Source organism: Pseudomonas sp. S1_G07 (assembly GCF_054668565.1).
The window spans coordinates 2,235,170-2,260,246 of the sequence record NZ_CP162778.1 but is presented as its reverse complement, the minus strand read 5'-3'; the positions used below and the strand labels follow the sequence as shown (position 1 = coordinate 2,260,246).

The following is a 25,077-nucleotide window of genomic DNA, read 5'->3' as shown; positions in this document are numbered from 1 at the left end:
AAATGGCCCAGGGCGAGCGCGATTATTGACATGTCGCTTATCGCCCTCACCTACACTCTGAAAGCTCCCGAGTCTGCGAGGAACAGATCACATAGAGGTTAAGTACGTTATCTCCCCCTGCCTCGTGTCGAATAAGCCGCCACATACCTGGGATCTTTATGAGGTTATCTCGAAGCTGGTCCGTGTAGGGTAACAACCATACCCGATGGCTCTCAGTTTTAAGTTCGTCAAGATCACCGATATAGGTGTCATTTGAATACCTCAACATCGGCGCAAAAAAATCATTATCTTTCGAAGGTCCCAAAGCCCCGTCTTTTGGGGCCGGCAGGTACAAAACAATTTTCCGATATTTAGTATCGTAATACTTAGCAGCGTAAAATATATAAACATCTCCAACCACCAAAACATCTCCTTCGATCGAAACCGCATCGAAATAAGACATCAGCCGAGACAATTGATTATCAGCAACGCGATAGGGGTTATTCAGTGTATGGTTTTGTCTATAAATATTAGTCATCCCACCCACTTCTATAGCCAGCACTAAAAACACCACGCTAACAAACCATACAGTGCTTCGCACTCTCTCCAAGGCGAGTGCCAAAACCATGGGCAACATGAGCGCCGAGAAAAACAAATAGCGCTCGACAAAAACCGGTACAGCCAAAGAGCTTAGTGCAGCAGCGAGCATCGTTAAAAGAGCGCATACAACAACCAGAACATTGAACCTATACTTATCGCCCTTCAGCATAAAAACTGATACGGCGACAATCCAATACACTAACGGCACTAACCAGAAAGTAACTCCACCCTGCGCATGCCCGTCATTGGCGGTTAAAAACTTCCATATTGCTGACGGTAAACTGTCGAGTGAAAGCGGCAAAATCCAACCAGTCCCAAATTTGGAAAACTGCTTGAGCATCGATGGCAACCAAGGAATGTAAAGAACAGCCATCATCACATTAGTCAGCCACCATCCTGGGTATTCGATATGTCGGTGGCTACCGAATCGTGGGAGCCGAATCAGCAATAAATATAACCAGTGCGAGCCGACAGCAAAAATTGAAAAGTAGTGTGTGTAGAATCCAGCCACCATCAAGAAGGCATAGGCGACAAGGTATCGCGTCTTCGACGGGTACATCACCCAATAAACAAACGCAATAGTTGCCCCAAGCAATAAAGCACCCAGCATAGAGTACATTCGCACATCCTGACTGTACCGAACTGCGATAGGCAGCACGGCCAACAACAATCCCGCAACACTGGCTGCACGCCTTGTTGAAATCAACAACATCAGCCATATTCCAAAGCTAACAGTCAGTACACCAAAAATGACGCTCAACCCCCGAACCCATACCAAGCTATTACTGCCAACCAAGCCCACCCACGCTTTTAAAATAAAGTAATGAAGCGGAGGATGAACATCTTGCCCACTCAGTATCCAAATAGTACGAAACGGATAGGTGATCATTTCCAAGCTGAACGCTTCATCTGACCAGATGGATGCATCGGTCAGTTTATACATGCGTAAGAATAACGACAGAACAATGATTGCGACGATCCACCACCACTGGGTAAACCCTGGCGTTGCACTACGCCCAGCCATGTTTTTGCTATTTTCAGCGCTTGTTATTTTTTTCAACACTGACAACCTCCCTGATCACATACCTCGGCCGATGCTTCGCCTCCATATAAATCCGCCCCACATACTCCCCCAATATCCCGATGCCGATCAGTTGCACCCCACCCAAGAACAAAATCGCCGTCATCACCGATGGATACCCCGGCACTGCATTGCCGAACAGCACTTTGTCCAGCACCAGAAACCCGGCATACACCAAGGCCAGTAACGAAATGCACCCACCGATATAACTCCACAAACGCAACGGCAAGGTGCTGAACGAGGTGATCCCGTCCAGTGCCAGGTTCCACAGTTTCCAGGCGTTGAATTTGCTCTGGCCGGCGGCGCGGGGGGCGCGGTCGTATTCGACGATCGCCACGTTGAACCCGGCCCAGGACAGCACGCCTTTCATGAACAATTGCTGCTCGGGCAAGGCCTTGATCACGTCCACCACCTTGCGGTCCATCAAGCGGAAATCGCCGACGTTTTCTTCGATGTGGGTGTAGGCGATACGGTTGAGCAGGTGATAGAACAGCGACGCACTGTGGCGTTTGAGGTAGCCGTCGCTGGAGCGGTCGCGGCGTTTGGCCAGTACCACGTCGGCACCGTTGCGCCATTCCTGGATCAGGCGAGGGATTACGTTTATCGGGTCTTGCAGGTCGACATCCAGGGGCACCACGGCGTCGCCGCTGGCGTATTCCAGGCCGGCGAACAGTGCGGCCTCCTTGCCGAAGTTACGCGAAAAGTTGATCAGCACCACGTCGTCGTCGGCCAGCGCAATCGCCCGTGCATGCTCGGCGGTACGATCGGTACTGCCATCGTTGATCAACACGATCTCGAGCGTATATTCGTGCAATAAGGGCTCATCTCGCACGGCGCGGTAAAACACACCCACCGCCTGCTCCTCGTTGTACAGCGGCACCACCAGTGAGACCTTCATTGCCCGCGCTCGCGGAATACCACCCACTTGGACAGCAGAAAGCCGCACAGCAGGCTGATCAACGAAAATGCCACCACGGTCACCAGGCCCGGTAATCGCCAGTGATCCGCCAGCCAGCCGACGATCAAGCTCAACCCCCCCATGCAAAGCATGAACAGCAGATAACGCGGCAATGAGGTTGGTGCGGCGAAGGTGTAGAGCGCATTGGCGTAAAAGGAAAACGACGCGGCCACACAGAACGCAAAAAAATTGCTGGCCGCCTGACTCAGCTCAAACGCCGCCCTGAGCACGAAAAACAGCTGCCAGTGGATCACCGTATTGGCGATGCCAACCACTGTGTAGCTTGAGAATCCCTTCCACAGCCTGGCCATACCGTCATCTTCCCGTTGCGGTGGGTGATTAGTAGGCCACCAGGCTCAGGAAAGCGTCTACTGTCAGAATTAACAGGTACCTGGCGCGTACGGGTGAGACATTCGGTAATACCCATATTTTGCAATTACTTACAAATACCGCCAACCTGCCCCCGCCCGACGTGCGGCGTACGACACCCCGCACATTCGCCGGTCATTACTAAACCTTTTGTTCAAGAGCCCGCTGCCATGCTGAACGGACGCGACCCACGCATCGATTTTTTTCGGGGCCTGGCGTTGATCTTCATCTTCTGGGATCACGTGCCCCACAACCCACTCGGCCAGATCACCCTGCGCAATTTCGGTTTCAGCGATGCAGCGGAAGTGTTTGTATTCCTGGCCGGCTACGCGGCGATTCTGGCCTACGGCAAGATCCTGCAACGCGAAGGGTATTGGATTACCTGCGTGAAGATCCTGCGCCGCGCCTGGGTGCTGTACGTGGTGCACATCTTCCTGCTGGCGATGCTGATGGGCATCGTGTTCTACGCCAATAACCATGTCGAAACCCGCGACCTGGTCCAGGAAATGGGCCTGACGCACTTCATTACCCACCCTCAACAAGCCCTGACGGACGAGTTGCTGCTGCGCTTCAAGCCCAACCTGATGGACCCGCTGCCTTTGTATATCGTGCTGCTGGCCGGCTTGCCGCTGGTGTTGCCGTTGCTGGTGCGCAAGACCTGGGCGGTGGTGGCCGTCTCACTGACGGTCTACCTGCTGGCACCGAAACTTGGCTGGAACCTGCGGGCGATTGCCGATGGCGTGTGGTACTTCAACCCGATCACCTGGCAATTGCTCTTTATACTCGGCGGTGCAGCGGCGCTGCACCGCCAGCGGCCCCAGGCCGCACAACACCGCCCGCTGTCACGCCAGCCCCTGCTCATCGCTGCCGCCGGCTACACCCTGGCGGCCGGCATCCTTACCGTGTCCTGGCGCTGGCCCGAGATTCACGATGCGCTGATGCCTGCGCGGCTCAGTGAGTTGCTGTACCCGATCAGCAAGACCGACCTGTCGCCCGTGCGGCTGTTGCACTTCCTGGCCCTGGCCTATGTCACCGCCAAGCTGCTGCCCGGCCGCGAATGGACGCAAAACTGGCTGGCCCAGCAAACCTGCCGCATGGGGCGCTACTCGCTTGAGGTGTTCTGCCTGGGCGTGCTGCTGGCACCCTTGGCGGATATGGTCAATGCCATGGCCGGCGATGCCTTCGCCATGCAGGTGTGCACCGCCCTGGTGGGCGCCGGGTTGATGGCGTTGCTGGGCGCCTGGCTGGAGTTCAACAAGCACCTCGGCCAACCGGCGCGCACGGCCAACACCTGAACAGCAAAAAGCCCCGATCACGGGGCTTTTTGTCGAGCAGAGGGTGGTCAGGCGTCGGCGCGCACCGCAGCCTCGGTGGGCTGCAAGTTGAACACGTAGAACAGCACGGTCAGCAGCACCAGGAATACCGGGCCCACATACAACGCAATGCGCGTGTCGGGGAAGTACGCCATCAGGCCCACCACCAGCACCAGGAATGCCAGCGCCAGGTATGAGCTGACCGGGTACAGCCACATGCGGTATTTCAGGGCTTTCTGCTCGGCCGGGCTCAGGCTTTTACGGAACTTGAGTTGCGCCAGCAGGATCATCACCCAGGTCCAGATCGCGCCAAAGGTGGCGATGGACGTGACCCACACAAACACCTTTTCCGGCACCAGGTAGTTGAGCAGCACGCCCAGCAGCAAGGCGCCGATCGACAGCAGCAGTGCGCGGCGCGGTACGCCATTGCTGGAGGTGCTGGCGAATGTCGCCGGGGCCTGGCCGTTCTGCGCCAGGCTGTAGAGCATGCGCCCGGTGCTGAAGATGCCGCCGTTGCACGACGACAGCGCCGCGGTGATCACCACGAAGTTGATGATGCCGGCGGCGGTCTTGATGCCCAGGCGCTCGAAAGTCATCACGAACGGGCTGCCCTGAGTGCCGATTTCATTCCATGGGTAGATCGACAGGATCACGAACAGCGCCCCCACGTAGAACAGCAGGATCCGCCAGAACACCGAGCCGATGGCATTGGGAATGGTCTTGTGCGGGTTCTTCGCTTCACCGGCGGTGAGGCCGATCATCTCCACGCCCAGGTAGGCGAACATCACCATTTGCAGGGACATCAGCACGCCAGTCACGCCGTTGGGCATGAAGCCATCGTGGGCCCACAGGTTGGAAATGCCCAGCGCCACGCCGTCGTTGCCAAAGCCGAAGGCAATGATGCCGACGCCGCCCAGCACCATGGCGATGATGGTGACGATCTTGATCAGGGCAAACCAGAACTCGAACTCACCAAAGGCCTTGACCGCAATCAGGTTGATACTGCCCATGCTGATCAGCGCCGCCAGGGCCCAGATCCAGCGTGGCACGTCGGGAAACCAGACGCCCATGTACACCGCCACGGCGGTGATCTCCGCAACGCATGTCACCAGCCACAGGAACCAGTAGTTCCAGCCGGTCAGAAAGCCGGCCAGCGGGCCCAGGTAGTCCTGGGCATAACGCCCGAACGAACCGGCGACGGGATTGTGCACGGCCATCTCGCCGAGGGCGCGCATGATCACCAGGATCGCCAGGCCGCCGAGAATATACGCGAGCATGATCGCCGGGCCGGCCATTTCGATAGCCTTGGCCGAACCGAGGAACAGGCCCACGCCGATACAGGCGCCAAGGGCCATCAGGCGAATGTGGCGTTCGCCCAATTCGCGTTTGAGTGGGCCGCTTTGGGCGTCCCGGTCACGGGGCAGTGGAGTGCCAACTGGCATAGGAATACAACCTCATTTTGTTATTGATATAACCACCGAGCCTCGGGCATATCAGCAGATGGGCTCATATGCCGGCTGGACCGACCTGCCTCGTGGGCAGACTCGCCTGGCAATCGTCAGCCAGGTCAGCGGGGCGTGCAGTATAAAAAGCTAGCGACAGGGCTTTTCACTCAATAAACAGCAAAATTTGGCGATAAGCCCCGCTGCAACGCCGTTCGGCGGTGAGTGCCGCAACCGTCTAAACCGGCCTTTGCGGCGAAAAACGGCGCGAAGTATTACATAACCTGCGCAATGAGGTGCCTGCCCGGCGACAAACCTCGTGACGGCGGTCATCTGCGTCTACGCTTCAGACAAGTCCGATCAATCTGTAGGATGGATCAATCGACTATGGGCGCTCTGTGGCAAAAAGATTCCGCCAAGGCTGACGTCAGCGACAACCTGCCGCCCGCGCCTTTGCCGAAAAAAACCAGAGCCTCGCGGCCATGGCGGCGCCTTGCCTGGCTGATTGTGCTGATGGCCCTGCTCGGCCTGGGCTATGCCGCGCTGCGCGAAATGCACAGCGCCCGCTGGCAAGCCCGTGAACTCAGTCAACTGGCCGCCCGCCTCACCTACCGCGTGGAGCCCGGTGCCAGCGATGCCATCGTCTACCCCGGCGCCGGACCGTTTGACCAGCGCCTGGGCTACAGCGCCCTTGGCGAGTTCCTGCCACGCCTGCTCAAGCGGCATTACCTGATCGAGTCCCAGGCGCGTTTTTCCGCGGCGCTGATGGATTACAGCCGCCACGGCCTGTTCATCCCCTACGCCGAAAAGAGCCAGGCCGGGCTGACCATCACCGACTGCCGCGCGGCGCCGTTGTACCAGTTCAACTACCCGCCGCAGTTGTATGCGCGCTTTCGCGACGTACCGCCCCTGATGGTCGACAGCCTGCTGTTTATCGAAAACCGTGACCTGCTCGACCCCACCCAACCCCAAGCCAACCCCGCCGTGGACTGGCCGCGCTTTGCCAGGGCCGCATGGTCGCAAGTCGCCCGCCAGTTGCACTTGCCGGGGCAGACCGCCGGCGGCAGTACCCTGGCCACGCAGTTGGAGAAATACCGCCACTCGCCGGAGGGCCGCACCCTCTCGGGCGGTGAAAAGCTGCGGCAGATGTTCTCCGCCAGTGTGCGTGCCTACCAGCATGGCCCCGACACTCTGGTGGCACGGCAGAACGTGGTCCGCGATTACCTCAACAGCGTGCCGCTGTCGGCGGTGCCCGGGCATGGCGAGGTGCACGGCATGGCCGAGGGGTTGCGCGTGTGGTACGGCGCGGACTTTGACCAGGTCAACCGGGCCCTGGCCGACACCGCGTCCGCCCCGGCCAGCATCGCGGCGCGCGGCCTGGCGTTGCGCCAGGTGCTGTCGCTGATGATTGCCCAGCGCCGCCCTTCTTACTACCTGGCCAAGGGCCGCGACGAGCTGGCGCAATTGACCGACAGCCACCTGCGCCTGCTCGCGCAGAACGGCATTGTCGATGCCACAACCGCCAAAGCCGCGCTCGCCGTCAGCCTGACCTACCGCGACTGGCAGTTGCAGCCCACCCTGCAACGGGTCGAGAGCAACAAAGGCATCAGCGTGGCCCGCAGCCAATTGGGCAACCTGCTCAACCGCCCGCTATACGACCTGGACCGCCTCGACCTGGCCGCCACCAGCACCTTGCAGAGTGACTTGCAGGCCCAACTCACCACGTACCTCAAGCAACTGGCCGACCCCGCGTTCGCCGCCCAGGTCGGGCTGCTCGGCGAACGCTTGCTCACCCCCGGCACCACCGCACAAGTGCGCTACAGCTTTACCCTGTTCGAACGCACCGCCGACGGTTCACGGGTACGGGTACAAACCGACAACACCGACCAACCCTTCGACATCAACGAAGGCAGCAAGCTGGAGCTGGGCTCCACCGCCAAGCTGAGGGTACTCACCACCTACCTGCAAATCGTCGCCGAACTGCACCAGCGCTATGGGCAACTGACGCCGGCCGCGCTGCGCAACGTAGACGTCGCCGAGCAGGACCGCCTCAGTCGTTGGGCCGTCGACTACCTGCTGCAGGCCCGCGACAAGCGCCTGGCAACCATGCTCGGCGCCGCCCTCGACCGAACCTATTCGGCCAGCCCCGGCGAAAGCTTTTTCACCGGCGGTGGCGTGCACCGCTTCCATAACTTCCGCAGCCAGGACAATGGCCGCAATCCGACCCTGCGCGATGCGTTGCGCGAATCGATCAACCTGCCGTTCATTCGCCTGATGCGCGACCTGGTGCGCTACAGCACCTACGCCGGCCCCGACAACAGCGCGCAACTGCTCAAGGACGACAGTGACCCGCGTCGCCAGGAATACCTGGCCGCATTCGCCGACCGCGAAGGCAGCACCTTCCTGCGCAAGTTCTGGAAGAAATACCAGAAGAAAGACACCCAGGCGCGCCTTGAAACCTTTCTCGACAGCCTGCGCCCCACCCCGATTCGCCTGGCCGCGGTGCATCGCTACCTGTTCCCCGATGCCGACCCGGCCACCTTCAATCACTTCGTGCGCTCGCACCTTACATCCGCCAAGAGCCAGGAAAAACTGAGCGACACACGCCTGGCGAAACTCTACGACAGCTATGGCCCCGGTCGCTTCGACTTGCCCGATCAGGGCTACATCGCCAAGGTCCACCCCCTGGACCTGTGGCTGCTGGGCTACCTGCTGCAACATCCCGACGCCAGCTTCAGCCAGATCGTCGAGGCCAGCCGCTTCGAACGCCAGGAAGTCTATGGCTGGTTGTTCAAGAGCCGGCACCAGAGCGCCCGCGACAGCCGCATCCGTACCTTGCTGGAGGTCGAGGCGTTCCTGGATATTCATCGGCGCTGGCAAGCAGTGGGCTATCCCTTTGACCACCTGGTGCCCTCGCTGGCGACCGCCATCGGCAGCTCGGGCGACCGGCCGGCGGCATTGGCCGAGCTGATGGGCATCATCCTCAACGACGGGGTGCGCTTGCCGGTATTGCGCATCGACAGCCTGCACTTTGCCGCCGGCACCCCGTACGACACCCGGCTGATCCCCGAGCCGAACCGCGCCCGCCGGGTCATGCCCAGCGAAGTTGCGGCCGCGCTGCGCGAGGCGCTGTCGCAAGTGGTGGACGCCGGCACGGCAAAACGTGTTGCCGGCAGCTTCAAACTGGCCGACGGCACCCCCTTGGCCATGGGCGGCAAGACCGGCACCGGCGACAACCGCATCGAAGCCGTGGGCGCCGGTGGGCGGGTCCTCAGTTCCAAGTCGATCAACCGCACCGCGACCTTCGTGTTCTACATCGGCGAGCATCACTTCGGCACGCTCACCGCCTTTGTGCCAGGCAGCTCCGCACAGCACTTCACCTTCACCTCGGCCTTGCCGGTGCAAGTGCTCAAAGGCATGGCGCCGCTGATCACGCCCTACCTGCAACGGGAGGGGCACAGCCTGTGCCAGGCCCCCGACACCCCGTGATAAGGCGGGTGTCAGTTATGTAGCGCAAGCATCCGGATATTCGCCCAATATCACTACTTACCCCTTGAAAACCTTAAGTTTTTGAGCTTTTTTCACGGCATTGCTGGCTAGGCTAAAGCGCTTGTTCACTCGCCCTGGCCCTGCCCATGCCCGACCTTCAGATACCCGCTCGCCTTGCCACTCCCCTGCGCGCCGCCACCGACGGCGACTCGCCGCTGCCAGGCCCGCACCATGCACTGATCCAACAGCGAATCCCCGCGTGGCTGGCCAGCGCGCTGCCCCATCGGGTGCAAGCCCTGAATGCTGTCACGCCGATGTTTCCCGCCTGGTACGTCGACGCCGGCCAGGCCCGGCACACGGCACTCAAGGCCGATAACGCCGAGAGCTGGCGCAGCCAGAACGCGGTGGACCGGCAACTGGGCGCGCTCAAGGATGTGTACGCCTTCGCCCTGCCACTGTTGAAACGCGCCATCAAGGACCAATACCAACTCGACCTGAACGTGCAGGCCACCTTTCTGCGCCTGTACCTGCCCAGGCAATTGCCGTGGTACAGCAAGGACTTTTCCCACGGCGTGACCACGCGCACGCTGTCACTGCTGGATGCGGCGTTGCACAACTTTGCCGCCGGCGAGGTGTTTGTAACGCCCTCCAGCTACATCAGCCAGCCTGACCATCGCGGCCACTTCGAAGTGCTTGAGTTGCACCGGCGCATGTCCATCGAGCAGTTCAAGCGCCTGTGCCGCGAACTGGACCTGGGCAAACGCTACCAGCAACACCTGACCCACACCCTGCTGGCCGACGACCTGAACGCGCGGCTCAACCTGAAGCAGCAGGTAATCGCCAGCCAAAAGGCCGCGCTCAAGGCCGCCGCGCAATTGGCCGTGATCAAGACCGACGCCGCTGGCGCCCCGGACCTCAGCCCCGCGGCCCATCACGTCCTGCTACGCGCCCTGCGCGGCGAGCCCGGGCTGATGCAGTTCTACCAACTGAGCATCCTGGATGCGCGGTTGACCGGCATCCTGCTGATCGCCGCCGACCTGGAGCAGACCAGCAGCGTATCCAGGCTGATCGCCTATATCCCCCACGACCCGCAAAGCCCGGTGAAGGAGTACGCGTCGAGCCTCGACTTCATGCGCGACCTGACGCGTAAATTGCAGGCCAATGCCGAACTGCCCTCCAGCGCACGCATGCCCAGGCAAACCTACCGGCAGTTCTTCAGCCAGTTTGTCGACCACGCCCAGCGCGGCTATTTTTTTGCCGGCCTGGAGCAGCGACTGTGCAAAGTGCAATGGCATGCCCGGCAACCGCTCGACCCGCGCCCCAGCTGGCGCGACACCCCGGTCGAGCAACCGCGCCTGCAATTCGAGGCGCAGAAGATCAACGGCGACGCCTGGGAGCACGGTTATCAGCGCGCCCTCGACAAAATCCTCAATGACGCGCGGCACATCGCCGTGCCCACGGCCGATGCCGACAGCCAGGCACGCCAGGCCTGGTGGGATAACGTCACGCGCATCCTGGGGGATATTTTCAATGCCGCACTGATGGTCGCCGCACCGTTTTTACCGCTGGTGGGCGAGCTGATGCTGGCCTATACCGCCTATCAACTGGCCGACGACGTACTCGAAGGTATCGTCGACCTGAGCCAGGGCCAGGCCGGGGAAGCGGCGCAGCACGTGATCGCGGTGTTGACCGATCTGGTCCAGCTCGGCGCGCAGGCGGTTGGCGGCGAGATTGCCAGACAACTGCTCTACCCGCGCTCGCCTTTCGTCGACGGGCTGCGGGCGGTGCGGGTCAATGGCGAACCGCGCCTGTGGAACCCGGACCTTGCGCCCTACGCCCTGGCGCAGTCGTCGCTGCCGGTCGATTCACGCCCCGACAGGCTCGGGCTGCATACCCACGAAGACCGACACCTATTGCCCCTGGCCAAACAGCTTTACCGCATCGACCACAACAGCACGCCCCACACCCATCGCATCACCCACCCGACACGCGCCGACGCCTATTCACCACGGATCGAACACAACGGCCAGGGCGTCTGGGTGCATGAAGGCGAAAATCCCAGGACCTGGGACGGCGCCACCCTGCGCAGCCGCCTGGGGCACAGCAGCGACGGTCTCAGCGCCGAGCAGGTGCAACAGGCCTGCGAGATCAGCGGCACCGATGACGGCACGTTGCGCAAACTGTTTACCCGCCTGGGGCCCATCCCGCCGCTGTTGGCCGACAGCCTCCAGCGCCTGCAACTCAAGCGCGAAGTGCAGGCGTGGCCGGAGCGCCTGCGCCGTGGCGAGCCCATGGGGACCTCCTATGACTGGTCGGCGCAACTGGCGAGCGAGCTGCCCGGTTGGCCGGCGGACAAAGCCATCCACGTGTACGACAGCAGCACGCTGAGCGGTCGCCACCGCGCGTACGGTGCAGATGCGGCCAGCGCGGCCAACAGCCTCAAGATCAGCCGCCAGCACCTGGCCGACGGCGAGCTGGCGCCGAGCATCATCGACTTTCTCGACGACGCCGAACTCCAGGCCCTGCTCCCCGCCCCACTGCCGCCGCTGCGCACCGCGCGGGTCGAAGCAGTGCGTGAACAGATCGCCGCGTCCCTCACACCACAACTGCCGGTGGTGTTCGAACAGCTCTACGATGCGACGCAATTGCCCGGCAGCGCACCGGGTCAGCGGCTGCGCGAGCATTTCCCGCAGTTGCCCGGAGCGCTCGTGGAGCACCTGCTCAGCCGCGCATTACCAGAGGAGCAGGCACGGCTGGACACGCAGGCACCGGTGCCGTTGCGCCTGAGCAACCTGGCCCGCGCGCTGCAGCACGAAACCCTCGCCAGCCGCGCTTACGAAGGCCTCTACGGCGATGCCTTGCCCACGCCGGACAGCGAGCGGATGGTGCTCAATACCCTGCGCCTGTACAGCGACGCCCTGGGGGATCTGCGCATCAGCGTGCGCGACCAGGCGCCACACGGTGCGCTGCGCTGCGAGGTCGGCGCACAGGACGCCAGCGAACAGGTCCTGCTGCTGCGCGACGATGACGGCCGCTACAGGCGCCACGACGCGAACCTGGCGCCGCAGGATTTTTTCGAGGCGCTGCTGCAAGTCATCGCCCCCGGCAAACTGGCGTTCCAACCCGGCCAGGGCCCGGCGTTCAGGAAGTGGATCAAGGCACACCTGCAAGCGCCCGAGGAGCGCCGCCAGGTCCTGCCACCGGCGCCCCTGCGCCAGGCCGACGAACAAACTACCGAGGCGCTGTTGCAACGCCCGATGTTCGGCAGCTTTTGTCGCTTGATGGAAGGGTTCGCGCTCTCACTCGAAGACCGGGTGCGCGACCTCTACCCGCAAATGAGCCGAGAACACGTCGAAGCCTATGTGCGTAACCTCGATTCAACCGAAGGCGACCAGATTATCAGCGACCTTGAAGTGGAAAAACGTAACCTGCTGCAAGACCTGCAAAGCTGGCGCGAAAAGCCCACCCTCGCCGCCGCCAACAGCCAGGCCGCCGGCGACGAGCGCGTGTTGCGCGGCTATATCATCGGCCTGCTGATCGAGTGCTGGGAAACCCGCTCGCGGTCTTCGCTGATATCCCATGGCCTGCGCCTGCAAGGCGAACTGCTGAGCCTCGGCGGCCTCGACCTGGGGCGCTACCTGCCTGGCCTGGGCCCGCTGCGCGGCGATTTCGGGCACGTCTCGCGCCTGGACCTGCGCAATACCCACTTCACCGCGCAGGTCCTGCCGTTCCTCGACAACTTCCCCAACCTGTACGCGCTGGACCTGTCGGCCAATAGCCTGGAGCACGTGCCCCAATCGCTGACGCAGATGCCGCGCCTGGCGCTGCTGGACCTGGAGCACAACCCGATTGCCTGGACCGCCGAGGATTATCAGCGACTGGCGCAGTGCTCGCGGTTGCGCTCGTTGAACCTCTGCCGCCACCCCCAATTGCTCACAGCCCCCGACCTCACCCCGTGGCCCCAACTGCGCCACCTGCAATTGCGCAGGACCGGCATCAGCGCCTGGCCAGCCGGGCTCGACAGCCCGCGCGCGCACCTGCCCGAACTGGACCTGACCCAAACCCTGGTCAACAGCGTGCCCGCCGTTGCCGAGGACTCCCAAGCCGCACGCATCATTGCCCGCAGCTGGCTGGACCGTAACCACCTGCCCGCCGAGGACGAACAGCGCCTGGTCGGCTACCGTCGCGCAGCAGGCCTGGACCCCTATCGCACCGCACCCGTGCGCGGCTCGGCGGACAGCGCCTACTGGCTGGAGGGCCTGAGCGAGGAGACCCGCAACAACGCACAACTGATCTGGAACGACCTGGAAAGCGAACCGGGCTCCGAGGGCTTTTTCAACATGATCAGGCTGCTGCAACCCCAAGGTTTCCAAACGGTGCAAGACCATGCGTTGTACGTACGCGGCCGCGACGACCTGCGCAAACGCGTGTGGGACGTGTTGATCGCCGCCGACCGCGATCCACGGTTTCGCGAGCGCGTCTTCAGCCTGGCGGGAGCACCCGTCAATTGTGCGGATGCCGGCGCCAACACCTTCAACCGCATTGGCGTGGAAACCCTGCTGGAAAATATCCTGCGCGACCATAGCCTCGAAGGCCTGGCCCGGCGGGAAAGCCTGCTGATAAGCCTGGCCCGGCAAACCTGGCGCCTGGAGCGGGTCAAGGAGATTGCCCGTGAAGATATCCGCCACCGTACCGCGCCGGTCAGCGAAGGTGGTTTGGGCCAGGCCTTTGGCAGCGAGGCCAACCAGGTGGACGACGTGGAGGTCTACCTGGCCTACCAGACCGGGCTCAAACGCCGCCTCGACCTGCCGTGGCTGTCCGAGCACATGAGCTATCGCAGCGTGGCCGGCGTCAGCGCGCAACAGCTGAAAACCGCCTACACCACCGTGGCCGAACTGGAAGCCGGTGCCGGTCTGGTCAACGGTCTGCTGGAACAGCCGTTCTGGACCGAGTACCTGGAGGAGGCCCATGCGTGCGCGTTCAAAGCCCAACGCGAACAGCGCGAGCAGGCCACCAGCCACTTGGAGGACCTGCGCGAAGCCCACGAGCAATGGCGCAGCCCCGAGGTCACCGCCAAGCGCAAGGCTCACCTGCAGCAACAACTCACGCGCCTGGCCGCCGCACTGGACACTGCCGTTGAAGACATCCTGATGGAGCAAGCGCTGTCGGATACCCTGCTCAAACAGCTCTACGAAAAGGTCCAGGATACATACACCGCCCTGCCCCTTCGACTCACGCGCCGGGCCTTGGAAAAAGCCGGGCTTGGCCCGCTGCCGACCTGGGAGGAAAGCGCAACGTCGAGCGTGCGTTAGTTATCTATGACTTGTATTCAAATAACTGAAATCGTTGACTAATTACGTCTTTAAGCGCTGTGAATTTTGAACTTTTGTTCTGCTGTTTCAGGCATAGGCTAGTGCATTAAATCCAGCCACAAAGCCAACGCCCATGTCTGAACTTCCACGATTAACCACGGTTTCCGCTGCACGCTTGCAATCGCTTGATCCCGCCACGCCCCTCGCAGAGAAAGGCCCGCATTACACGTGGATCAAAGACCAGGCACCGGACTGGCTGACGCAAGCCAGTCTGCAACGCCTGCACCCACTCAATGACCTGACTGTGCAACGGCCGACCTGGTATGCCGCGGCCGGCGCGCTTGAACACCACACCTTAAAACAACTCAATGCCGAGGCCTGGCGCCTGCAAAACGCGGTGGATGCCAAGCTGGGACCGGTGCAGGATGTGTATGCCTTCGCCGAGCCGTTGCTCAAACGCGCCATCAACGACAGGTACGGTCTGGACCTGGATGTCAAAACCACCTTCCTGCGCATTTACACGCCCAAGCAGTTGCCATGGTACGCCCTCGATTTGTCCAACGGCGTGACCTCACGCTCGGTGTCGTTGCTCGACGCCGCGCTGCATAACTTTGCCAGCGGGGAACGTTTCGAACAGCACTCTTGCTACATTTCCAAACCCGACTATCGCGGTCACTTCCAGATTCTGCGTCACGATCGGCGCATGAGCCTTGAACAGTTCAAAACCTTGTGCCGCGAACTGGACCTGGGCAGCCTTTATCAGCGTCATCTCAACGATTGCCTGGCAACGACCGAACCGGTCGCCCAGGCGCTATTCAAACCTCAGGTTATTGCCAGCCAAAAGGCCGCACTCAAGGCCGCCGCGTTCATGGCGTTGACAGAGGAGAAGCTGGGCGCCGGGGCCTATGCCGTGATAACCGGCGTACTCGACGGTACGGAAAAACGCGCGCACTTCTACCAACTGAACCTGCTTGATACCCCCCTGAACGGCATTTTGCTGATCGCCAGGGACCTGGAGCATATCTCCAGCGTTTCGAAGCTGATCGCCTACATCCCCCACGACCCGGAAACCCCGGTGAAGGAATATGACTCCAGCACCGCGTTCATGCAGGACCTCACGCGTAAGCTGCAACTCAACCGACTTCTGCCGTCCAGCAAACAGGTGTCGCCCACCACCTACCAGCAGTTTTTCAGCCAGTTCGTTCCGCACGCCCGACGCGGTGTGTTTTTCGCCGAGCTGACCGAGCGCCTGTACCGGGTGCAATGGCATGAACGCGACACTCAGGACCCGGCGCCCGCCTGGTGCGAAGAAGCGGTCAACACGCCCAAGCTGCAATTCAAAGGGGTGCCCATCGTCGGCGAGCTGTGGGAACAGCTGTACCAGTCGGCCTTGAACAAAATTCTCAACGACGGGCGCAACCTGGTCGTTTCCACCGCGCAGGCCGACAACGACGAGCGCTGGGCCTGGTGGGAAAACGTGCTGAAAATCGGCGCAGACCTGCTCAACGTCGCCCTGCTGGTAGTGACGCCGTTCGTGCCCTTGCTGGGTGAGCTGATGCTGGCCTACACCGCCTATCAACTGGCCGACGATGTGTTCGAAGGCATTGTCGACTTCAGCGAAGGCCAGGCCCTGGAAGCCACCCAACATGTGATCGCCGTGGTCACCGACGTGCTGCAACTGTCCGCGATGGCGGGCGGTGGCATTTTGGCCAAGGAGCTGCTGTTCAAACCGTCACCCTTCGTCAATCGCCTCAAGCCCGTGCAGGTCGGGGACAAGACCCGCCTATGGAACCCGGAGCTGGCGCCTTACGCACGCAACGACCTGGCACTGCCGGCGGAAGCGAAACCCGACAAATCGGGCCTGTACGATCATCAAGGGCAAAAGGTGGTGCGCCTTGACGACCAGCACTTTGTGGTCGAGCACGACGCCGAGCGCAACACCCACCGGGTCACGCATCCCACTCGCCCCGCAGCCTACTCACCAGCTATCGAAGCCAACGGCAGCGGTGCCTGGGTGCACGAAGGCGAAGACCCCTGGACCTGGGACGACGCTCAACTGCGCAAGCGCCTGGGGCACGCCACCGCGGGGTTGAGCGCCGATGAAGTGGCCCAGGCCTGCGACATCAGCGACACCCAACCCGGCGCTCTGCGCAAGATGTACCTGAACCTTGAACCCACCCCGCCGTTGCTGGAGGACAGCCTCAGCCGCCTGAGGTCCGCCAATGAGGCGCGCAAACTGCCGGAACAGGTGCGCGGCGGTGCCCCCACCGGGGACTGGTTTACCTGGGCGGCGCAAATGACCACCGAACGTCCTGGCTGGCCTTCCGATAAAGCCATCAGGGTGTTCAACAACGCCGAATTGACCGGGAACCATTTGAGCTATGGCAGCAGGCGCGGCGATGCCCAGACGCTGGACATCAGCCATCAGGACGTGAGCGCCGGCCAGTTGGCGCCAAGGCTCAACGACTTTCTGCCGCCCGTGCAGCTCGAAGCCTTGCTACCCGAGCCCTTGCCCGACACCGCCGAGGCGCGTATCCAGGCGCTGCGCGACCAGATGGCCGATGACCTGGACCGCAACAGGATCGCCACCTTCAACCACCTCTACAGGGGTCAGCACGTGCTCGACAGTGCCCCCGCCAGGTTGCTGCAACAGCAGTTCCCGCAGTTACCCGCCGAACTGGTGCAGCGCCTGATGCAGCGTTCCTATCCCAAGGAAATCGCGGCGATGACCGACGAGCAGCGCATCCCCCTGCGGGTAAAAAACCTGGCCTGGGAACTGCAAAACGAAGCCACTGCCAGCCATGCCTTCGAAGGTTTTTACAACGACGATTTGCTGAGCGCCGACACCGAGCGCATGGCCCTCAATACCTTGCGTCAGCACAGCGATGCCTTGGGTGAACGGCGTATCACCGTGCGCGATCAACGGCCCGATGGCGCCATCCGCAGCCAGGCCGGGCCGCAGGACGCCGCCGAAAAAACCCTGCTGCGCCTGGATAACGGGCGCTACGCCATTGACGAACCGGGCAGCCAGAGCGTCGCTCTCCATTACGACTTTTTTGAAGCCTTGCTGCGCGTACTGCCTGAGGGCAAGACCGACTACGTACCCGGCCAGGGTCGGCTGTTCAAGGGTTGGCTCAAGGACCGGTTGCTCTCATCGGCCGCACGCCGCCACGTGCTGGAACCCGTCACCTTGCGCCAGGTCGACAGGCACGAAACCCAAACACTGCTGCAAAAACCGATGTTCAATGCCCTGCGCAGCTTGCTGGGCGGCAACGCTTCTACGCCGCAGGCCCTGGAAACCCGGATGCGCCGGCTCTGCCCGTTGATGAGCGATACACAGGCGCAAAGTGTCCTGCTGGAACTGCAGAGCGAGTCGGGACAACACCGCTTGAGGCAGCTGGAGAGCGAAAAAAGTGCTTGAGCAGCACTTGAACGCCTGGAAGAAAAAACCCCTCTTCGACCGCGACAACGAACCCTATTACCGCAACTACATCAGTGACCAACTGCGCAGTAATTGGGAGTCGACCTGCCCCGGGCGGATCACCGAGTCGGCGGCCAACCCGGACTGTTCCTCGCTGGACCTGAGCTTCAGCGTGCTGACCGTATACATCCGCAGCCTGGAGCTGCCACCGGGGTACTTCGAGCACATCACCGAACTGGACCTAAGCACCACCCGCCCGCTGCATCGTGACCTGGAGTTCTTGAAAAATTTCCCCAACGTGCGTGAGTTGAACCTGTCGGAGAACGAACTGGATGAGGTGCCCACCCAACTGCGCAACCTGCGCCACCTGACGAACCTGGACTTGAGCGCGAACCCGGGCATTCGTTGGGACGCCGCGGACATACAGGACTTGTACGCCTGTTCGATGCTGGAAAACCTCAACCTGCAAGGCAATACCGAGCTGCGCGCGCAGCTCAATCTCAATCGGCTGCCACGCCTGCGCAGGTTGAACCTGCGCCGGACCAGTATCGAGCAATGGCCCTCCGGGCTGAACACACCGCGCGACAGCCTGATGGAAATGGACCTGCTTGATACCGCTGTCAATACCGTCCCCGAGTACCCCGACGAGGCACCGGCGACGCGAATCATTGCCAACAGTTGGCTGGACCGCACCACCCTGGAACCCGAGGACCAACAGCGGTTCACCCGTTACCGCCTGGCCAATGGCATAGACCCTGATCGCACCCTGCCCACGCGCGACCCGCAGGACCAGGCGTTCTGGGTGCGCGGCCGCCCGCTCAACGAACGCAGCGAGGCAGAAACGATCTGGAACGAGCTGGAAGCGGTACCAAATGCCGAGGGTTTTTTCAGGATCCTCAAGATGCTCAGGCCGCCGGAAGAATTTCACGACGCCGCCGAAAGAAGCCGCTTTGAACAAGGGCGCAAAGAGCTGATCGGCCGCGCCTGGGAGTTGATGATCGCGTTGCACGGCGATGCCGAGTTACGCGAGCGACTGTTCCACGAAGCCAGCGCCCCAACCAATTGCGCGGACGCCAGCGCGACGATTTTCAATAGCATGGGGGTGGAGTTGTTGAAGAAAAAGATCCTCAGCGATACGTCGCCCCAAGGACTGGAAACACGCACCCGCCAGTTGGTCAAACTGGCCAGGCAGAAATGGCGTCTGGATGAGGTGGGTAAAATCGCCCGTGGCGATATTGCCTACCGAACAAATCCTGTCAGTGAGGGCGGCCTGGGCCAGGCATTCGGCAGCAACCCCGACCAGGTCGACGAGGTGGAGGTCTACCTGGCATTTCAAACCGGGCTCAAGAGGCGCCTCGACCTGCCATGGGTGTCAGAGCACATGGTTTATCGCCATTTGTCCGGTGTCACCGATGCCCAGCTCGACGCAGCGTTTGAACTGATCAAGAGCAAGGAGTCAGGCAACACCCTGCTCGACGGCCTGCTCGATCAAGCGTTCTGGAACGACCTGGTGGAACAGGACCGCGAGGTGACGCGCGCGCGGGAACAGTTTCAGGCGGCCTTTACCCTGTTGTACGAAGAATTGCAGCCCAAGCAACTGGAGTGGAGCAACGCCAGCTCGGTGGAGCGCAAGGCGGAACTGGAAACGGAACTGATCAAACTGCTCGCCGAATTGAACCGGCCGGACGGGGCAAAGCTGGGTATCGCGGCGAAAGACGTATTGATCGAAACCCCGCTGCCGGAGGCGACATTGAACAGCTTCTACCGACTGGCGGAGTTTCCCTACCGGGAGCTGAAACGCACCTTCACGCAAAAAGCCCTGGACAGCGTCCAAGACTGAATCAACACCACGCCGGGTGAGCGTTGGGGTGAGCGGGCTTGCCCAGGGCAAACCCGCTCACCTCAGAGAGAAGCGCCAATTTCCAACGGTTGTGTCGACAAGGGGCGACTAGACTTCCGAATCCCACACCACGGTCGCCGTACCCGAATAGGTACTGCCCGATGCATTGAGCATCTGGGCCACATCGTCCTTGCCCACCTCGAAATGCAGCGTGCCCGGTCGGTTGTCGACGTACTGCACCGGTTGGAACAGTTCACTGCCCACGCCATCCAGGCGCAGCGGGAGCTTATTGACGGCCTGGTCGTACTGATCGCGCAGGCCGAAAGGCAGGCTGACCGCAATCTGCATCGGCACCTCATCCCCATCGCTGTTGCGCAAACCGCAGGTATTGCCGATCACCAGGCCACACTCCAGGCTCATCTTGAAGCGTGAGCTGGCGGCGATGATGAAGGTCTGGTCGCGGGACAATCGCACCGGCTGGCGCCCCCGATTGAGCCAGGCCTGCCAGCCTCCCTGAGGCAATAACTCGACGCGAGTTCCGCCCGGCGGGATATCAACCTTGAGCACGTGTTGTACGTCCAGCGTAAAGTTCAGGGTCAGCGCCGAGTCATCGGGCAACATCACATCGCCCATGTCGAAATCCTGGTTGGGCCCGATGCTGTAGGTCAATACACCGGTATACACACCTGAAGACATACCCAGAGGGTTGGGCGTACGCAATTCATAGGCGATATCCAGATACTCATAGTGCAGAGACGGAATTTCATATTGGGCAGTTCTTATACAATTGCCCTCCTCTGGCGTCCTCCAGAAGAATTGGACGTAGGTCCCGCCGAAACTACTCGAATTGGTGGACTGACAGGGCAGTTGCGCAAACCCCCAGTAGCCTTCGCGCCATAACCTGCTGTGCGCCTCAAATAACCCCCCAGACCCGGGCGCCAGTTCCTCAGGCCGTCGGTCCAGGACGTATTTTGAGCCAATACCACTGATGCGTACTTCCACGGTTTCCTGTTCGCCGTATGAATTGACCACCGTCAACGGGCGCCATTGTACAGGTACTGTCCACAAGGCAGACTGGCGCGGATCGCTGGGAGCAGCAGCCAACGGGGCACTGGACTCGAACACGATCGGCAAGCGAATACTGAAAATGTTCAAGTATTCGCACGTGTGCGGGGACTCGGCACAATACCCACTCACCGGCGTGGTGTTGGTGAAGCGGTTCACGTTCGGGTTGGAGGGGTCGGGACGGAAATCGGCGGATATATCCTGAACGATTGCCATGGCAGGAGTGGCCCAGAACAATCCTGCGAGCCCCAAACAGGCCATCTTTGCTCTACTTTTACTCATAACTCGCTCAAGGTTATCCGTCGTTAGGGCACCGAGGTGCCATTGCCGTGTTGACCCCGTCAGCAGGTGCTCGGCAAGGCACGCCCAACGCAGCATCAGACCTCCGAATCCCAGATCACCGTCGCCGTGCCGCGGTAAGTGCTGCCGGGTTTTTTGAGCATTTCGCCAACGTCATCCCTGGCCACTTCAAAGTGCAAGCTGCCGGGTCGCTGGTTCACGTAGTGCCTGGCCTGGATCAATTCGGTGCCTGAACCGTCCAGGCGCAAGGGGCGTTTGTTCAGTGCCTGGTCATACTGATCGTTCAGGCCAAATGGCAGGGTGACGGCGATCTGCAACGGCACGCTGTCGCCCTCGCTGTTTTGCAGGCCGCAGGTGTTGCCGATGACCAGGCCGCACTCAAGCATCATCTTGAAGCGACCGCTGGCGGCAATGGTGAACGTCTGGTCGCGGTACAGCCGCGTCGGTCGGCGCCCCTGGTTGAGCCAGGATTGCCAGCCCCCCTGGGGCAACAGTTCGATACGGCTGCCCCCAGGCGGCAGCTCGACCTTGAGGATGTGCTCCACGCTCAGATCGAAGTTAAAGGTCAACTGATTGTCGTTAGGAATGATCACATCGCCAAAATCGAAGTCCATGCCGGGCCCGATGGTGTAGGTCAGGCTCCCGGTGTACTGCCCCGGCGACATGCCCAGCGGGTTGGGGGTTTTCAGGGCATAGGCGAATTCGAAGGTGCTGAGCCGGAAGTCCGTGATTGTTTGCCCGGGTTTCACGCTGCACACGCCGGCACCTTCCGGCACCAGCCAAAAGAACAAGGCAAAGCTGGCGTTGCCGGTGAGGAATTGGGAGCTCTCACAGGGGGCGGGGGCGTAATACCATTTCCAGACCCAATTCTGCCCCGGTTCCTCCCAGGCCATGTTGTTGGGCTGTGTGTCGAAACGGTGGCCGATACCGGCGATTCGTACCTGCACGGTCTCAACCTGCCCCGTCCCTGTATGGGTAACCTGCACATCGCGCCAGGACGATGGCACCTGCCACATCGCCCCTTTGCGCTCGTCTTCGTGATTGGCTTCAATGCGCGTCGACGCGGTGGAGAAGCTGTCCGTGCGAATACTGAAGATGCCCAATTGCTCGCAGCGCCCAGGCATATGCCAGGCGCACACCCCGGAGAGCGGCGTGGTATTGCGGAACTCGTTCCTCATGGGGTTGCTCGGGTCAGGATTGAACACCGCCGTGATGTCCTGAGTCATCGCTCGGGCAGGCGCAGCAACGCCTCCCCCGATCAGGCCCGCCAGCAGCAGCGCGCCACAGTGTCTTATACGTCGAACTTTCATCCGTAAACCTGCCGTTTTAGATCTGAACGAGGAAGGGGTGCAGCCTAGGGCGCGAGAAAATCAAAAACGATATGCACGGTGCCGTAGTACTCGCCGCCCTGATAACCGCCTTCGGGCTCGATGGCAGCGATATCCAGCAAGGCGCGCCGGCCCAGCCGGGCCTCGTCGGCGTTGACCACTTCGGTGGCGTCCAGGGTCAGCGGCACGCGGTTGAACAGCACCTGCAAGTCGATGCGGTCGCGGCCGCTGAACAGGTACGGCTCGGCCCCCAGGCGCGCAGCGACGCCGCCACTGAGGTTCTTCACGTCGAAGTTCTTGCGCAGGCTGCCCAGTTGCGCCGTCGCCAGGTTCCAGGCCAGTTGCTGCTCCTGGCCCATCCAGTCGGTTTCGGACGGCAGCACATAGGCCTCATGCACTGGAATCGTCACCGACACTTCGAAGCTATGGCGTTCCTGGAAACTCCAGGCATGGGTGGCGGTGAGTGTCAGCACCGCCAGCCCGGCCAGTCGTGTCAGTTGCTTGAACATCGTCATCACCCGTTGCTGTTGACCGTCATCAGTTTTTTGTCGCGGCCTTCAATCATCTGGAAGCTGTATTGACGGTCGGCTTTTATCTCGAATTTCAGCTCACGCCCCGGCAGGATGTGATGCTTGGTGGTGGGCTCGCAGTCGGTGGCGTTGCCCTTGGCACAATTGCGGAACTCATCGAGCACCACCACGCTGTTGCCGGCATTGCGCAGCCGGTACTGCTCGGTGCTCTCGGTGACCTGCGTGTCGAAACGGGTGTCTTTGGGCCGCACGAAAAACACCGTGCCATACCCGGCCAACACGTTGACCCCGGCCGCCAGGCCTTGCTTGTAATCGGCGCGTTCCTGGTCGGTGACGGCGAAGTCGTCTTCCTTCTCCGGTACGACGGGGATAAAACGCACGCGGAAATAACGCTCTTTGTCGCGCTGCCCCATGTACAGCAAGCGCGTACCCTGGCGCCCGTTCGCCGGCACGATCATCCGCGCCGGGCTGGCCATCAGGCCGTCGCGGCTGGTGGTGGCGCCCTGGCTGTCGGTCAGCGAGGGCACCGGCACTTCACGGGAGGTGCCGTCTTCGTTGTAGAGAATCTCCAGCACGTTGACCTTGATGAACGCGGTGGTGGTGCCGCCATTGAAGACGCGCTTGAGGTAGGAACTGCGGTCTCCCTCCAGGTAGTCGTACACCACGCCGACATTGATCGCCGGCGCGGCCTGGGCGGTGAGGGAGTAGAGGAACAGCCCGATCCATAACACTGCATGTTTCATTGTTGATTACGCCTCATTGATTGAACGCGCGCCGCGGGCATGCCCACGGCAGCACTAGACTTCCGAATCCCAGACCACTGTCGCCGAGCCCCGGTAGGTGCTGCCGGGCTTTTCAAGCATGTCGGCCACGTCGTCCCTGGCCACTTCAAAGTGCAAGGTGCCGGGCCGCTGGTTCACGTAATGCGTGGCCTGAATAAACTCGGTGCCCGAGCCGTCCAGGCGCAGCGGACGTTGTTTAAGTGCCTGGTCGTACTGGTCGGTCAGGCCGAATGGCAGGGTGGTCGATATCTGCACAGGGACCTGGTCGCCGTCACTGTTTTGCAGGCCGCAGGTGTTGCCGATGACCAGCCCGCACTCGAGCATCATCTTGAATCGATGGCTGGCGGCGATGGTGAACGTCTGGTCGCGGTACAACCGCGTCGGGCGACGCCCCTGGTTGAGCCAGGCTTGCCAGCCTTCCTGGGGCAACAATTCAATACGGTTGCCGCCCGGCGGCAGGTCAACCTTGAGGACATGCTCCACCGACAACGTGAAATTGAAGGTCAGCACCTCGTCGTTCGGCACGTAGATATCGCCGAAATCGAAGTCCTTGTAAGGCCCGATGGTGTACGACATCGACCCGGTGTACTGCCCCGCCTGCATGCCCAGGGGGTTGGGTGTGCGCAACTCATAGGCATACTCGAGCATGCTGAAATTGGAGGTGGGGACCCGCTCCGGCGTCACCATGCTGCAAGCCCCCGCACCTTCCGGGACAATCCAGAACCACAGCCGAAGGGTATTTCCCGCCGCCCACATGCCAGTGTATTGGCAGGGCGGTGGCGGCAACGTCCAGTTAACCGGCAGCGGGCTCCAGATATGCACACCGGGCGGGTTGGTCGTATTGAAACGGCTGCCAATACCGGAAATACGCATCTCCACCACCTCGCGATCACCCTGGTCGGACACCACTTCAAAACTGCGCCACTCGGACGGCACCTTGAATGTCAGGCCCTGCCGGGGATCGGCGTGGTAGGGCTCGATCGGGGCGGTAGCGGCAAAGGTGATATCCGTGGTGCGGATGCTGAATATCCCCAGTGCCTCGCACCTGGCCGGCATATGCCCAGGGCATACCCCGCTTTGCGGGGTGGTGTTGGTGAACTTGTTGACCATCGGGTTGGTAGGATCCGGGCGAAACTCCGCCGTGATGTCTTGCACAGCGGCCGAGGCGAAGTGTGTCGCCAGGCACAAGGGCACGCCTGATAACGCCGCTCGCCAACCCGTGCCTGTGGTTCGAGTGTTCATACACATAATTCCGTTTTAGCGTCTTG

The 25,077-nt window shown here is 61.4% G+C and carries 14 protein-coding genes; 5 read left to right on the top strand and 9 right to left on the bottom strand.

From position 1 onward, the window contains the following. Nucleotides 1-46: 46 nt before the first annotated feature. From AB4O05_RS10250 to AB4O05_RS10240, 3 genes are read right to left on the bottom strand one after another with little or no spacing between them, the layout of a single operon-like run. The gene (locus tag AB4O05_RS10250) at nt 47-1,642 is read right to left on the bottom strand and encodes a glycosyltransferase family 39 protein (RefSeq protein ID WP_460131240.1); all 1,596 of its coding nucleotides are present in this window, start codon (nt 1,640-1,642) and stop codon (nt 47-49) included. Then, entirely contained in the window at nt 1,617-2,558 is a 942-nt protein-coding gene (locus tag AB4O05_RS10245) for a glycosyltransferase family 2 protein (RefSeq protein ID WP_460131241.1), read from the bottom strand. The genes AB4O05_RS10250 and AB4O05_RS10245 overlap by 26 nt, the downstream gene beginning before the upstream one ends. After that, nucleotides 2,555-2,929 carry a GtrA family protein gene (locus tag AB4O05_RS10240; RefSeq protein ID WP_460131243.1) on the bottom strand — a complete coding sequence of 125 codons (375 nt, stop codon included), beginning with the start codon at nt 2,927-2,929 and terminating at the stop codon, nt 2,555-2,557. The genes AB4O05_RS10245 and AB4O05_RS10240 overlap by 4 nt, the downstream gene beginning before the upstream one ends. Nucleotides 2,930-3,157: 228 nt before the next feature. Between AB4O05_RS10240 and AB4O05_RS10235 the strand changes: the two genes are divergently transcribed. Beyond that, nucleotides 3,158-4,282 carry an OpgC family protein gene (locus AB4O05_RS10235; protein WP_460131244.1) on the top strand — a complete coding sequence of 375 codons (1,125 nt, stop codon included), beginning with the start codon at nt 3,158-3,160 and terminating at the stop codon, nt 4,280-4,282. A 47-nt stretch (nt 4,283-4,329) separates the two neighbouring features. On the opposite strand, the gene AB4O05_RS10230 is transcribed toward AB4O05_RS10235, so the two are convergent. Further along, nucleotides 4,330-5,742, bottom strand: a complete 1,413-nt coding sequence (locus AB4O05_RS10230; protein ID WP_460131245.1) for an amino acid permease — start codon at nt 5,740-5,742, stop codon at nt 4,330-4,332. Between the two features lie 387 nt (nt 5,743-6,129). Here AB4O05_RS10230 and AB4O05_RS10225 point away from each other — a divergent pair, with 387 nt between their 5' ends. From AB4O05_RS10225 to AB4O05_RS10210, 4 genes are all read left to right on the top strand, one after another. Next, nucleotides 6,130-9,231 (top strand): transglycosylase domain-containing protein, encoded by a 3,102-nt coding sequence (locus AB4O05_RS10225; protein WP_460131247.1) that lies wholly within the window; start codon nt 6,130-6,132, stop codon nt 9,229-9,231. Between the two features lie 146 nt (nt 9,232-9,377). Further along, complete coding sequence (locus AB4O05_RS10220; protein WP_460131249.1) at nt 9,378-14,543, top strand: NEL-type E3 ubiquitin ligase domain-containing protein; 5,166 nt, start codon at nt 9,378-9,380, stop codon at nt 14,541-14,543. 133 nt (nt 14,544-14,676) lie between these two features. Continuing rightward, nucleotides 14,677-17,964, top strand: coding sequence for a dermonecrotic toxin domain-containing protein (locus tag AB4O05_RS10215; RefSeq protein ID WP_460131250.1), 3,288 nt, complete (start codon nt 14,677-14,679; stop codon nt 17,962-17,964). Continuing rightward, nucleotides 17,957-19,804, top strand: a complete 1,848-nt coding sequence (locus AB4O05_RS10210) for an NEL-type E3 ubiquitin ligase domain-containing protein (RefSeq protein WP_460164871.1) — start codon at nt 17,957-17,959, stop codon at nt 19,802-19,804. The genes AB4O05_RS10215 and AB4O05_RS10210 overlap by 8 nt, the downstream gene beginning before the upstream one ends. Nucleotides 19,805-19,912: 108 nt before the next feature. Here the strand turns inward: AB4O05_RS10210 and AB4O05_RS10205 are convergent, their stop codons facing one another. From AB4O05_RS10205 to AB4O05_RS10185, 5 genes are all read right to left on the bottom strand, one after another. Next, nucleotides 19,913-21,085: a hypothetical protein gene (locus AB4O05_RS10205; RefSeq protein WP_460164870.1), complete on the bottom strand. Its 1,173-nt coding sequence runs from the start codon at nt 21,083-21,085 to the stop codon at nt 19,913-19,915. Nucleotides 21,086-21,246: 161 nt separating this feature from the next. After that, a complete protein-coding gene (locus AB4O05_RS10200; protein ID WP_460164869.1) occupies nt 21,247-22,479 on the bottom strand; it encodes a hypothetical protein in 1,233 nt (410 codons plus the stop codon). Nucleotides 22,480-22,523: 44 nt separating this feature from the next. Beyond that, nucleotides 22,524-23,006: a CS1 type fimbrial major subunit gene (locus tag AB4O05_RS10195; RefSeq protein ID WP_460131254.1), complete on the bottom strand. Its 483-nt coding sequence runs from the start codon at nt 23,004-23,006 to the stop codon at nt 22,524-22,526. Between the two features lie 5 nt (nt 23,007-23,011). Then, the gene (locus AB4O05_RS10190) at nt 23,012-23,770 is read right to left on the bottom strand and encodes a molecular chaperone (RefSeq protein WP_460131255.1); all 759 of its coding nucleotides are present in this window, start codon (nt 23,768-23,770) and stop codon (nt 23,012-23,014) included. Nucleotides 23,771-23,824: 54 nt separating this feature from the next. Then, nucleotides 23,825-25,051 (bottom strand): hypothetical protein, encoded by a 1,227-nt coding sequence (locus AB4O05_RS10185; protein ID WP_460131256.1) that lies wholly within the window; start codon nt 25,049-25,051, stop codon nt 23,825-23,827. Nucleotides 25,052-25,077 lie beyond the last annotated feature (26 nt).